This is a genomic window from Novosphingobium sp. PASSN1 (genome assembly GCF_002278815.1).
Genome location: NZ_NKIS01000003.1, coordinates 369,277 through 382,405 on the forward strand (window position 1 = coordinate 369,277; position 13,129 = coordinate 382,405).

At 67.3% G+C, this 13,129-nt stretch carries 10 protein-coding genes and 1 riboswitch; of the genes, 9 read left to right on the top strand and 1 reads right to left on the bottom strand.

Features of this window, described 5'->3' with window-relative positions; genetic code table 11:
* The first annotated feature begins 156 nt into the window (after window positions 1-156).
* On the top strand, window positions 157-327 hold the full coding sequence (locus tag CFE35_RS07490) for a hypothetical protein (RefSeq protein WP_292929571.1): 171 nt from the start codon (window positions 157-159) through the stop codon (window positions 325-327).
* A 69-nt stretch (window positions 328-396) separates the two neighbouring features.
* On the opposite strand, the gene uvrA is transcribed toward CFE35_RS07490, so the two are convergent.
* Window positions 397-3,333, bottom strand: a complete 2,937-nt coding sequence (uvrA, locus tag CFE35_RS07495; protein WP_292929573.1) for an excinuclease ABC subunit UvrA — start codon at window positions 3,331-3,333, stop codon at window positions 397-399.
* A 563-nt stretch (window positions 3,334-3,896) separates the two neighbouring features.
* Window positions 3,897-4,103, top strand: a riboswitch (cobalamin riboswitch).
* 105 nt (window positions 4,104-4,208) lie between these two features.
* Here uvrA and CFE35_RS07500 point away from each other — a divergent pair.
* From CFE35_RS07500 to mdh, 8 genes are all read left to right on the top strand, one after another.
* Entirely contained in the window at window positions 4,209-6,119 is a 1,911-nt protein-coding gene (locus tag CFE35_RS07500; RefSeq protein WP_292929575.1) for a TonB-dependent receptor, read from the top strand.
* 26 nt (window positions 6,120-6,145) lie between these two features.
* On the top strand, window positions 6,146-6,961 hold the full coding sequence (locus tag CFE35_RS07505) for an ABC transporter substrate-binding protein (RefSeq protein ID WP_292929577.1): 816 nt from the start codon (window positions 6,146-6,148) through the stop codon (window positions 6,959-6,961).
* Window positions 6,958-7,920 carry an iron ABC transporter permease gene (locus tag CFE35_RS07510; protein ID WP_292929896.1) on the top strand — a complete coding sequence of 321 codons (963 nt, stop codon included), beginning with the start codon at window positions 6,958-6,960 and terminating at the stop codon, window positions 7,918-7,920. The genes CFE35_RS07505 and CFE35_RS07510 overlap by 4 nt, the downstream gene beginning before the upstream one ends.
* Window positions 7,917-8,657 (top strand): ABC transporter ATP-binding protein, encoded by a 741-nt coding sequence (locus CFE35_RS07515; RefSeq protein WP_292929579.1) that lies wholly within the window; start codon window positions 7,917-7,919, stop codon window positions 8,655-8,657. Before CFE35_RS07510 ends, CFE35_RS07515 begins: the two co-directional genes overlap by 4 nt.
* Before the next feature lie 370 nt (window positions 8,658-9,027).
* Window positions 9,028-9,819, top strand: a complete 792-nt coding sequence (locus tag CFE35_RS07520) for an N-acetylmuramidase domain-containing protein (protein ID WP_292929581.1) — start codon at window positions 9,028-9,030, stop codon at window positions 9,817-9,819.
* 357 nt (window positions 9,820-10,176) lie between these two features.
* Window positions 10,177-11,259: a cell wall hydrolase gene (locus CFE35_RS07525; protein ID WP_292929583.1), complete on the top strand. Its 1,083-nt coding sequence runs from the start codon at window positions 10,177-10,179 to the stop codon at window positions 11,257-11,259.
* A 194-nt stretch (window positions 11,260-11,453) separates the two neighbouring features.
* Window positions 11,454-11,816 carry a hypothetical protein gene (locus tag CFE35_RS07530; protein WP_292929584.1) on the top strand — a complete coding sequence of 121 codons (363 nt, stop codon included), beginning with the start codon at window positions 11,454-11,456 and terminating at the stop codon, window positions 11,814-11,816.
* A gap of 207 nt (window positions 11,817-12,023) precedes the next feature.
* Window positions 12,024-12,986 carry a malate dehydrogenase gene (gene mdh, locus CFE35_RS07535; RefSeq protein ID WP_292929586.1) on the top strand — a complete coding sequence of 321 codons (963 nt, stop codon included), beginning with the start codon at window positions 12,024-12,026 and terminating at the stop codon, window positions 12,984-12,986.
* Window positions 12,987-13,129: the final 143 nt, after the last annotated feature.

Genomic DNA, 13,129 nt, shown 5'->3' on the forward strand with positions numbered 1-13,129 from the left:
CTTGTCAACGGAAGGGCGGGTGCGGCGGCGGGGGAACAGCCCGGTGGCAACAAAATCATACAGAGCGGCAAAGGCGGCGAATAAAACCGGCTGGCGATCCGTTGTGATAGGGTGCGCCCCGGATGGACTGGCGGTCGCGATCCGAAAGGCAACACGATGAAGTTCAGCATCACCTCCCTGCGCCGCGCGGCGCTGGCCCTCGCGGCGGCGGGCACGGCACTCGTTTCCGTTCCGGCGGTGGCAGGCGAAGGCCACTGGTCGATCGGCCAGGGCGTGCAGTGCCGCGTGATCCTCGGCTTCGTGATCTGCACCAAGTCGCGCGTGTAAGGCGGCTGGCCTGCTGCCCGAAGTGGCGGCAGGCCCCTCCCCCTGCGCTTAGCGCTTAGCGCTTAGCCCTTAGCGGGTGAGGAGCGGCTTCAGGTAATGGCCGGTGAAGCTCCGGGGGTTTTTGGCGACTTGTTCAGGCGTACCTTCCGCCACCAGTTCGCCGCCGCGCACCCCGCCTTCGGGGCCGAGATCGAGCAACCAGTCGGCGGTTTTGATGACATCGAGGTTGTGTTCGATGACGACGACGCTGTTGCCCTGATCGACGAGGCGGTGGAGCACTTCGAGCAGCTTGCGCACATCTTCGAAGTGAAGCCCGGTGGTGGGCTCATCGAGGATATAGAGCGTCTGCCCCGTGCTGCGGCGGGCGAGTTCCTTGGCGAGCTTGACGCGCTGGGCTTCGCCGCCCGAAAGCGTGGTGGCCTGCTGGCCAACCTTGACATAGCCGAGGCCGACTTCGTTGAGCATGTGCATCCGGTCCCGGATCGGGGGGACGGCCTTGAAGAACTCCTCCGCGTCCTCGATGGTCATATCCAGCACATCGGCGATGGAGTGGCCCTTGAACTTCACCTCCAGCGTTTCGCGGTTGTAGCGCTTGCCGTCGCATTCCTCGCACGTGACGTAGACGTCCGGCAGGAAGTGCATCTCGATCTTGATGAGGCCGTCGCCCTGGCACTTCTCGCAGCGGCCGCCTTTGACGTTGAAGCTGAAGCGGCCGGGCTTGTAGCCGCGCGCGGCGCTTTCGGGCAGGCCCGCGAACCAATCGCGGATCAGGGTGAAGGCGCCGGTGTACGTCGCGGGGTTCGACCGGGGCGTGCGGCCGATGGGGGACTGGTCGATCTCGATCACCTTGTCGCAGTGTTCGAGGCCGGTGACGCGGTCATGCGCCCCGGCGATGACGCGCGCGCCATTGAGCGTGCGGGCGGCGACGGCGTGGAGCGTATCGATCGTGAAGCTCGATTTGCCCGAGCCGGAGACGCCGGTGACGCAGGTGAACGTGCCGAGGGGGACGCTGGCGGTAACATTCTGCAGGTTGTTGGCCCGCGCGCCTTCGACCGTCAGCTTGAGGCCGTTGCCCTTGCGGCGCTTCTTCGGCACTTCGATGCGGCGGGCGCCGGTGAGGTATTGGCCGGTGAGGCTGGCGGGGTTGTTCAGGATGTCTTCGAGCGTGCCCTGCGCGACGATCTCGCCGCCGTGGACACCCGCACCGGGGCCGAGATCGACGACGTGGTCTGCGGTGCGGATCGCGTCCTCGTCGTGCTCGACCACGATGACGGTGTTACCGAGATCGCGCAGGCGCTTGAGGGTGATGAGCAGGCGGTCGTTGTCGCGCTGGTGGAGGCCGATGGAGGGTTCGTCGAGCACGTAGAGCACGCCCGAAAGACCGCTGCCGATCTGGCTGGCGAGGCGGATGCGCTGGCTCTCACCGCCGGAAAGCGTACCTGAAGTTCGATCGAGGTTTAGATAATCCAGACCGACATTGTTCAGAAATCCAAGGCGTTCGTTGATTTCCTTGAGAATGGCCTTGGCGATCTGGCTTTGCTGCGATGTGAGCTGGGCATCGAGCGCGCCGAACCATTCCACCGCGGCGGCGACGGAGAGGTGGGTCACGCTGGAAATGTCCGCCATCGCCACCTTGACGCTGAGCGCCTCGGGCTTGAGCCGCGCGCCCTGGCAGGTTTCGCAGGGCTGCGCGGTCTGGAACTTGGACAGCTCCTCGCGCATCCATGCGCTTTCGGTTTGCAGCAGGCGGCGGTTCAAGTTGCCGATGACGCCCTCGAAGGCCTTCTGCACCGTGTAGGACTTGCGGCCATCGATGAAGGTGAGCGGGACGGCCTTGCCGGCGGTGCCATAGAGGATGACGACCTTGACTTCGCCGGGCAGCTTTTCCCACGGCGTTTCAAGGCTGAAGCCGAAATGCGCGGCGAGGCTGGCCAGCACCTGCATGTAATAGGGCGACGGCGGGTTGGACTTGGCCCACGGCACGACCGCGCCCTGCTTGAGGCTGAGGTTTTCGTTCGGCACGACAAGCTGGGGATCGAACAGCAGCTTTTCGCCAAGGCCGTCGCACGCGGGGCACGCGCCTTGCGGAGCGTTGAAGCTGAACAGGCGCGGTTCGATGCTTTCGATGGTGAAACCGCTGACGGGGCAGGCGAACTTTTCGCTGAAGACGATGCGGTTCGCGGCGAGGCCGGTTTTCTTCATGCCCTTCCTGGGCTTGGCCTCAGGCTCGGGCGCTTCGACGGGGGCGGGTTCCCCGCCGACAGCGGCGACAGTGGTGTCTGCCAGATCGAGATAGACGGTGCCGTCGGCCAGCTTCAGCGCCTGTTCGAAACTGTCCGCCAGCCGGGTGCGGAAGCCTTCATCCGTCTGCTTGACCGCGATGCGATCGACGACGACTTCGATGTCGTGCTTCAGCTTCTTGTCGAGCGCGGGGGCGTCTTCGATGGCCATCAGCTCGCCGTTGATGCGCACGCGGGTGTAGCCGGAGCGCTGCCATTCGGCGAGCTCCTTGCGGTATTCCCCCTTGCGGCCGCGCACGACGGGGGCGAGGAGATAGGCGCGCGTGCCCTCTGGCAGGGCGAGCACGCGGTCGACCATCTGGGTGACGGTCTGCGCTGCGATGGGCAGGCCCGTGGCAGGCGAATAGGGAACGCCGACGCGCGCCCAGAGCAGGCGCATGTAATCGTAGATCTCCGTCACCGTGGCGACGGTGGAGCGCGGATTGCGGCTGGTGGTCTTCTGCTCGATGCTGATCGCGGGGCTGAGCCCGTCGATATGCTCGACATCGGGCTTCTGCATCATCTCAAGGAACTGGCGGGCATAGGCCGACAAGCTCTCGACATAGCGGCGCTGGCCCTCCGCATAGATCGTATCGAACGCAAGGCTCGACTTGCCGGAGCCGGAGAGGCCGGTGATGACGATCAGGCTATCGCGCGGGAGATCAACGTCGATGCCCTTGAGATTGTGCTCACGCGCGCCGCGGATCGAGATGGTGCTGAGGGACATGAGGGCAGTCTGTTCCAGATTTGTTCGATTCCGGCAAGAGCGCGCGGAGGTTTTGCACCACGTGGGTGGGGGCGCAGGGGATGGCAAGGTGGCGCGGGGGGCAAGCCCTTTGCGCGCCCGGGTGTTTGGGGTTTCGCGCAGAAGCGCGGAGAGATTTGGGCGCTATTCACTCCGATCCCCGTTTGAAAGCGAACCTGTGGCTGAACGCGATCTCGCTTCGATGCCAATCGCAGTGGCAGCCGCGGAGCTTAAGATGGCACTGAAGCGCAACGGCTACCGTCTCGCATAGGTGTAATCGGCGGCAAATGTGTTTGAAATTGGACCGTTCAAAGCCAGTGGGCGGCGCGATGCATTTGCGCAGATCGTGGGGCGCTACAATCTGATCGTTGCCGAGGTGGAGAGCGATCCCGGGCTGCGGATAGAGTTGTCCTAAGTAAACGGTTGCGGTTGGGACTGACGAAAATGTGGGGATGCAAGGGCGATGGCCCTTGCCCGCCGGAGGCATCTTACCGAATGACGCGGGCGGTGTTTGAACTTGCCCCTTTGGGCAAGGGGCGTTAGGTATCTGACCTGACGCCACCGGTGCCCGTGCGAGCGGGCTAAGAGGGAATTCGGACGAATCTTCAGGGATTTGGCTCCGAAGCTGCCCCCGCAACTGTGCCCGGCGAGCGCCCTGTTCAACATGCCACTGGCCTTTGCGGGCCGGGAAGGCGAACGGGGGGCGATGACCCGGGCGAGCCAGGAAACCTGCCGGTGTGTGGTCGTTCCGCGGCCGGGCGGGGTGTACCGGGCGCATGCGAGAGATGGCGCGCCTTATGGCCCCGCGCACTCTCCCGCCATGGACGGCAACGTCCATGGGCCGGGAGGAATCTCGAGTGAAAAATCTTTATCTTTCTGCGTTTGCTTGTTGCCTTCTGGCGACTCCTGCGCTCGCCCAACAGGCTGGTGACATCGCAACGGATGTGTTCGTTGGTCCTGATGCTCTCCGCCGTGACCCCGCCAACATCACGGTTGTCGCCACGGGCAGCCCCCGGCGGATCGACCAGACGGGCCAGCCGATCACGGTGATCACGGCGGCCGATCTGGCCCGCTTGCAGGGGCCGGATGTGACGCGGGCGCTTGAACAGGTGCCGGGGCTGACGCTCAGCCGCAATGGCGGGCCGGGGGCGTTTACCGGGGTGCGGCTGCGCGGTTCGGATTCCGAGCAGGTGCTGGTGCTGATCGACGGGGTGCGGGTGGAGGATGTTTCCGCGCCCGGATCAGGGTTTGATTTCGGCACGCTGACGACGGGCGGGATCGAGCGCATCGACGTGCTGCGCGGCTCCAATTCGGTAACATGGGGCAGCGCGGCGCTGGGCGGGGTGATTGCGGTGCAGACGCGCGAGCTCAACGGCGTGGACGCCAGCGCGGAAGGCGGGAGCCGGGGGAGCTTTGCCGGGGAAGCGGCGGCGGGTCTGGCGAAGGAGGCCTATGCGCTCTCGCTCAGCGGGGGGTATACCACGACCGACGGCGTTTCAGCGGCTGCGAGCGGGACCGAGGCGGACGGTGCGCGGCAATGGCGGCTGGGCGGCAGGGGGCGGTTTGATCTGCTGCCGGGCCTGTCCGTGATGGCGAGCGCGCGGTATGCTGATACGCGCACCGAGATCGACGGCTATCCGGCACCGAGCTACACCTTTGCCGATACGGGCGAATATCAGGTGACGCGCCAGTTTTCGGGCCGGGCAGGCCTGCGCTATGACGGGGGGTGGCTGACGGTGAACACCGGGTTTGCGCTGGCCGATACCAAGCGCGACTATTACGATCCGGCCTTCGGCACCGCGCCGAGCTATGGCTATCAGGGGCGCAGCGAGCGGGCCGATCTGACCGGGCGGGCGCAGCTGCCCGCCGGATTTGCGCTCGATTTCGGGGCGGACAGCGAATGGACGCGCTATGCCGGGACGTTCGATGCGCGGCAGAGCGCGCGGCTGAGCAGCGGGCATGCGATGCTGGGCTGGTATGGCGAGAACGCTTCGTTTGCGGCGGGGCTGCGGCATGACGATCACAGCCGGTTTGGCGGGGCGACAACGTTTGGGGCAAACGGGACGGTACGTCTGACGGGCAACTTGCGGGTGCGCGCGAGCTATGGCGAGGGGTTCAAGGCGCCGACGCTGTTTCAGCTGCTATCGAACTACGGCAACACTGCGCTGAAGCCTGAACGCAGCCGCAGCTATGACGCGGGGATCGAGTTTGCCAGCGGGCCGGTGAGCGCGGCGGTGACCGTCTATCGCCGGGACAGCCGCAACCTGATCGCCTATGTCTCGTGCTTTGGCCAGACGGGGGGGATCTGCGCCAATCGGCCGTTTGGCACGTATGACAACATCGGCAGGGCGCGTGCGGAAGGCGCGGAAGCGGAGCTGACGCTGCGGCCCGTTCGCACGGTGACGCTGCGTTCGATCTATACGTATACCCGCGCGCGCAATGTGACGGCGGGGAGCGCGCAGTTCGGCAAGGATCTGGCGCGGCGGCCGCAGCATGCGCTGACGGTTTCGGGCGATTGGGAGACGCCGCTGGCGCAGCTGGCGATTGGCGCGGACTTGCGGCTGATCAGCGCGAGCTTCGATGATGCCGCGAACGCGGTGCGCCTGCCGGGCGGGCCGATTGCGACCTTCCGCGCCAGCCTGCCGGTGCATGATCGGATCACGCTGACAGCGCGGCTGGAGAACGCGTTTGACCTGCGGCTGCCCACGGCGGCGGGCTATGGCGCGGTGGGGCGCGGCGCGTTTGCGGGCGTGCGGGTGCGCTACTGATGCGGTGGCGGGGAGGCCTTTGCCTGATGGCGCTGGAGTTGCTGGCGCTGGGGCTGCTGGCGGCTTGCGGGCAGCAGGCGGCGCTGCGTGACCGGAGCCCGCGCCTCCCCACTATCGTGAGCCTGAACCCTTGCGCGGATGCGATACTGGCCGAGGTGACGGAGCCGGGGCAGATCCTCGCGCTATCGCACTATAGCGCCGATCCGCGCAGTGGTTCGATGGATCCTGCCAAGGCGCGGCAGTATCGCACCACGCGCGGGACGCTGGAGGAAGTGATGACGTTGCGGCCCGATCTGGTGATCGATGGCACGTTTGTGCCTCCGGCGACGGCGGCGGCGTATGAGCGGCTGGGGCTGCGGCTGGAGACGCTGGGCATTGCCAGCACCGTAGCGGAGAGCCGGGCGCAGATCCGCCAGCTGGCGCGGCTGGCCGGGAACCCGGCGCGCGGCGAGGCGCTGATCGCGCGGATTGATAGCGCGCTGGCGGCGGCGGCTCCGGCGGAAGATGCGCCGCCGATTTCGGCGCTAGTATGGGAGCCGGGCGGGATCGTGCCCGGCGATGGCACGCTGATCGCCGAGTTGCTGCGGCGCACCGGGTTTGCCAATTTCGCGGCCGCGCGGGGGCTGGGACAGGCGGACCAGTTGCCGCTGGAGCGTGTGCTGGACGATCCGCCGCGCGTGATCCTGGTGGCGGGTTCGGACCGCGCGCTGCACCACCCTGCCCTCAGCCATCTGGCGGGGACGGCGCGCGCGCCGCTTGATCCGCGGCTGCTGTATTGCGCCGGGCCGACGATCATTCCGGCGGCGCGGCGGCTGGCGGCGGTGCGGCGGAGCCTGACGTGACGCGCACGGTCGCCCTCCTCCTTGCGGCGCTGGTGCTGGCGGTGCCGCTGAGTCTGCTGGCGGGGCAAGTGTGGCTGGACCCGTTTGCGCCCCGCGCGGCCCATGGAATCACGATCATCGCCGAACTGCGCGCGCCGCGCGCGGTGCTGGCGCTGGTGATCGGGGCCGGGCTGGGCGCGAGCGGGGCGGCGATGCAGGGCTATCTGCGCAATCCGCTGGCCGATCCGGGCCTGTTTGGCGTGGCGCCGACGGCGGCGCTGGGCGCGGTGCTGGCGCTCGCGCTGGGGCTTGGCGCGCTGCTGCCCGTGGCCGCGCTGGCGGGAGCAGCGGCGGCGATGGCGGCGCTGGGCCTGATTGCGGGCGGCGCATCCGGGCCGAACGGGACGACGCTGTTTGCGCTGGCGGGGCTGATGCTGGCGAGCCTTTCGGGCGCGCTCACGAGCCTTGTGATCAGCCTTGCGCCCAATCCGTTTGCGCTGAGCGAGATCGTCACGTGGCTGATGGGCAGCCTTGAAAGCCGTTCGTGGCATGATGTGGCGCTGGCCGCGCCGCCTACGGCGCTGGGGCTTGTGCTGCTGCTGCGCGCGGGGCCTGCGCTCGATGCGCTGACGCTGGGCGAGGAAACCGCGCGTTCGCTGGGGGTGGAGCCGGAGCGGCTGCTGCGGCTGATGGTGCTGGCCACCGGGCTTGTGGTGGGAGCCGGGGTGGCAGCGGCGGGGATCATCGGGTTTGTGGGTCTGGTGGTGCCGCACCTGCTGCGCGGGGCGACCGATCAGCGGCCCTCCAGCCTGATCCTGCCGAGCGCGCTGGGCGGGGCGTTGCTGCTGCTGATCGCCGATTGCCTGTGCCGCCTGCTGCCGCTGGCGGGGGGCGAACTGCGCATCGGCATTGCGCTGAGCCTGCTGGGCGCGCCGTTTTTCCTGAGGTTGTTGCTGCAGCTGCGGAGCGAACTGGCATGAGCGCGCAAAGCCCCGTGCTGGCAGCGGACAATCTGACGGTGCCGGGCCGCCTGGTGGAGATCACCACCGCGCTGGTGCCCGGCCAGCTGACCGCGATCTGCGGGCCGAACGGCGCGGGCAAGACGACGCTGCTGCGCGCGCTGGCGGGGCTGGAGCCGGGTCCGGTCACGCTGGACGGCCAGCCGCTGGCCGCGCTGACGCCGCGCAGGCGGGCGCAAGTGATCGGATACTTGCCGCAGCACGCCAGCCCGGTGTGGAACCTGACCGCCGAGGCGCTCGTGCGGCTGGGCCGCTTGCCCCACCAGACGGGGCGAGCCGAGGACGATGCATCCGTGGCGGCGGCGCTGGCCGCGTTGGATCTGGCGCATCTGGCGACGCGCGGCATTCACACCCTTTCAGGCGGGGAGCGCGCGCGGGTGCTGCTGGCGCGCGTGCTGGCAGGACATCCGCGCTGGGTGCTGGCCGACGAACCGCTCGCCAGCCTTGACCTTGCGCATGCCGCCGCGCTGCTGGGGCATTTGCGCCAGATTGCCGATAAGGGCGCGGGCGTGCTGCTGGTGGTGCACAGCCTGGCCTATGCGATGAACCATGCGGACCGCGTGATCGTTCTGCACGGCGGGCGCATTGCCGCCGATGGCCCGCCCGCGCAGGCGCTTTGCGAGGAAGTGATCGAACATGTGTGGGGCGTGCGCGGGCAGTGGATCGGCCCGGCAGGCGCGCGCGCGCTTTCGGTTTAGGGCCTATCCTTCAGGCTTGTTCGCGGCGCGCTTCGCTGAGGGCAGCGGCGAAATCGCGCGCGAAATATTCGGCGAAATGTTCCTGTTCGCCCGCTGCCATGGCGGGGCGCGCGGCATGGGGGCCATCGCCCCGGCAAAACAAGCTGTCTGCCGGGGGCCTGCGGTGGGCTTCTGTGTGAGGCTCGATCGCGTCCATGTGGATGCCATACACCCGTTGCGCCCTGGAGGTCTTGTATTCTCTCGACATGCGAGGTGAATGACCGGGATTATCTCGCTTTGCTGTGCGCGCAGGCACTTCGCCTCCGAAATGGGGGCATGTTGGATACATTTGCGTTAGTTCCTATTATGTTCTCATCAAGGAGGACAGGCCATGCGCGAGTTTACCGGCAACCCCGCCCCGCTGCAGGATGCGGATTTCGCCCGCGCCGCCGCCGCCATCGGCTGCGCCGTGGCTGCGGTGCGCGCGGTTTGCGATGTGGAGAGCCGGGGCGGCTTTCTGGCCGATGGCCGCCCGAAGATCCTGTTTGAACGCCACGTGTTCCGCCGCCAGACCGGGGGGCGCTTCGATGCCGCCTTCCCCGCGATTTCGCAACACGCGCCGGGCGGTTACCTTGGAGGCGCGGCGGAATATGACCGGCTGGCCCGCGCCATCGCTTGCGACCGCGCCGCCGCGCTGAAATCCGCCAGCTGGGGCGCATTCCAGATCATGGGCTTCAACCACGAGGCTGCGGGGTTTGCCGATGTCGAGGCGTTCGTGCAGGCGATGGTTTCCGGCGCGGGGGCGCAGCTCGATGCCTTTGTGCGCTTCATCGCGGCGGCGGGGCTGGATGACGAACTGATCCGCCGCGATTGGCCTGCGTTTGCGCGCGGCTACAACGGGGCGGATTATGCGCGGAACCATTATGACACCCGCCTTGCCGCCGCCTATACGCTGCACCGCCACGGCGGCGCGCGCACCGACAACCCGCAGCCAGTGCTGCGCATGGGCGACCGGGGCGCGGCGGTGCGGCGGCTGCAGGCCGCGCTGGGCCTGCCGGCGGACGGCGATTTCGGGCCGGAGACCAAGGCCGCCGTGCTGAAGGCCCAGAAGGCGGCCGGGCTTCATGCGGACGGGATTGCCGGGCAGCAGACATGGGGCGCGGTGCTGGTCCAGCAAGGTTAGGGCCAGTAAGGTTAGGCCTGCCGCGCGCGAGGCCGGTGTTAACCCGATGGCAGGAGGGTGTGCCTAAGCGGGACGCGGTTAAATGGCGAGGTGCGGCGCGCTTGGCGGTGCCCTAGTGCCGGAATGCCGATCCCTGCGAGTAACGCCTGTCCTATGCCGCTGATCATTGACTACCGGCCTGTGAAGCTGCCGCCCGAGGCGCTCTCGCCTCGGCGGGCGGTGGGGGCTGTGGTCACGCCGGGCGGGGCGGTGCAAGGGCCTGCGGTGCGCAAGGCTGAGGCAACTCCGCCTGTTTCCCAAATGCCCTCCCCCGCCCCGTCACCGGAACGCGCCGGGCGATACAGGCACCTCGCGGCAATGCTGGGGGTAGGACTGCTGGGCTTTGCGCTGTGGCTGGCGGGACCGGGCTGGGTGATGCCGGGCGTGCCAGCGGCGCAGGCGCGCGACGGGTTGCAGCCGTTCGAGCGGGCGGGCGACAGCTTTCCGGGTTCGGCGTTCTATTATCTGGCGAGCGACGATACCGGGATGATCGCGCCCGATGCCGCGAAATCCGCGTGGGATGCGCAGCTGGCGCAGATCCATGGCGACGATGCAGCTCCGATCACGGGGACAGGCCCGGCGGCGCGACCGATGTTCGCGCGGGGGAACAGCCTTGATCAGGGGCGCGCGCTGCAGTGCCTGACGGCGGCGATCTATTACGAAGCGGCGAGCGAGCCCGATGCGGGGCAGCGCGCGGTGGCGCAAGTGGTGCTGAACCGCGTGGCGCACCCGGCCTGGCCGAACACAGTGTGCGGCGTGGTCTATCAAGGATCGGAGCGGCCTTCGTGCCAGTTCAGCTTTGCCTGCGATGGATCGCTGGCAAGAAAGCCGATGGCGGTGTTCTGGGAGCGGGCGCGGCGCGTGGCGGCGGATGCGCTGGCCGGGGCCGTCTATGCGCCGGTGGGGCTGGCGACGCATTATCATACCTCTGCCGTGCACCCCTACTGGGCGGACAGCCTGAACTTCATCGGCACCATCGGCGCGCACCGGTTCTATCGCTGGCAGGGCGCGGCGGGGCGGCCGACGGCGTTCAACGCGGTCTATGCAGGCGGCGAGCCGGTGGCAGCGCCCCATCCGCGCACATGGACCCCGGCGGCGGCGGACGTGGCCGATCCGATAACGCTGGAAAAGGCGTTCGAAGCCGGGCGGATCGAGGCGCTGAAAACGGCGCAGGCGGCTCCCCTGGCAGGAGCGCGCAATGCCGCTTCGTTCGGGCAGACCCCGCTGCCTAGCTATGGCGTGAGCAACGCGGAACCGCGCGCGAGCGGCCCGAAGTTTGCGCCTGCCGTGGAAGCGCGCGGCGGCGATGCGCTCTACCGCGCCGGGCAGCTGCCCGGTGGGTCTGCGGTGAATCCGGCTTACGAGAATGCCGGTAAGTGGATTGCCCAGCCGGGGGGCTGATTTTCAGTCCGAATCGGGCTTATTTTGCCTCAAGGCACCCGTCGGAGCGCGGTAACGCAGCGAATTAATTTCTGTTTTTCATATAGTTATTAGCCTCTAAGCAAAGTTAGTGAGGTCTTTACCCTGTGGACGAACGGGCTGTTCATCCGGGGCTGCTATATGCTTTCCATCGCGCCAATCGTGGAGAGCCACCCATGCTGCACTTTGCCCCTCGCTATGGGATCATCTCGCCCTGCCTCAACTGGGGCAAGATCCGCCAGCGCGCCTTGCGCCTGCCCGGCGCAGCGAACGACAACGGCGCGGCGCTGCCCGGCCGGAGCAGCGGCGCGAACGATCATGACAGCACGGACGAAGCACTGCTCGAAGCAGCGCTGCGGCTGTTTGCCGCGCATGGCCTGTCCGCAGCGCAGCGGGCGTGCGAAGCGGCGGAGATTGCGCAGGCAGGCGGCGACAGCGCGGGCGCGGCGTGGTGGATCGCGGTGTGCGGGGCGCTTGACGGGCCGATGGCCAAAGCCGCCCAGCGTGCGTTTGCAGCGCGGAGCCGATTGCAGGGCTGAGGCCTTCGCGCGACTTATTGCTATTGCGAACTGTTATCGAAAAAACCCGGACTATGCGGGTTTTTGCGCCTTGCAATCACCCGAAGGCGGGCTTAGGCGATGGGCATCCGTCTGGGATCCTCACCGTCATGCGGGACGCGGGGGATCCTTTTCTGCGGTCTTTTAAGGCCATATGTCCCGCATATCCGGGAAAGGATCGAGAACGCCATGGCTCGCAAGAAAATCGCCCTGATCGGCGCTGGCAACATCGGTGGTACGCTGGCTCACCTCGCCGCGCAGAAGGAACTGGGCGACATCGTGCTGTTCGACGTCGTCGAAGGCGTGCCGCAGGGCAAGGCGCTGGATCTTTCGCAGTGCGGCCCGGTTGAGGGTTTTGACGCAAAGATCACCGGCTCCAACGACTATGCCGATATTGCCGGGGCCGATGTGATCATCGTGACCGCAGGCGTGGCGCGCAAGCCGGGCATGAGCCGCGATGACCTCCTCGGCATCAACCTCAAGGTGATGAAGGCCGTGGGCGAAGGCATCAAGGCCAACGCACCGAACGCTTTCGTGATCTGCATCACCAACCCGCTCGACGCGATGGTGTGGGCGCTGCGCGAATTTTCGGGCCTGCCGCATCACATGGTCGTCGGCATGGCGGGCGTGCTCGATTCGGCGCGCTTCAGCCACTTCATCGCTGATGAGTTCCAGGTTTCGGTGAAGGACGTGAACACGTTCGTGCTGGGCGGCCACGGCGATACGATGGTGCCGGTGACGCGCTATTCGACCGTGAACGGCATCCCCGTGCCCGACCTCGTCAAGATGGGCCTTTCGACGCAGGAGCGCATCGACGCGATCGTGCAGCGCACGCGCAGCGGCGGCGGCGAGATCGTTGCGCTACTCAAGACCGGTTCGGCGTTCTACGCGCCTGCCACTTCGGGCATCGCGATGGCCGAGGCCTATCTGCGCGATCAGAAGCGCATCCTGCCCTGCGCGGCCTATGTCGATGGCCAGTACGGCGTTGACGGGCTCTACGTGGGCGTGCCGGTGATGATCGGTGCGGGCGGCGTGGAAAAGATCGTCGAGATCGCGCTGGACGACGCCGACAAGGCCGGCCTGCAGGTCTCGGTCGACGCGGTGAAGGAACTGCTGGTGGCGTGCAAGGGCATCGATCCCTCGCTGGCCTGACATTACTGGCGGGGCGCGGCCACATGAGGTTCGCGCCCCGTTAATCTAAGTGGCTTTACGCGGGCGCAGGCTTGCGCTCCCTTTGCAGAGATATGGTTAAGACGACCAGCCCTGCGGGCCAATGATGCGGGTTAGCGTGGTTA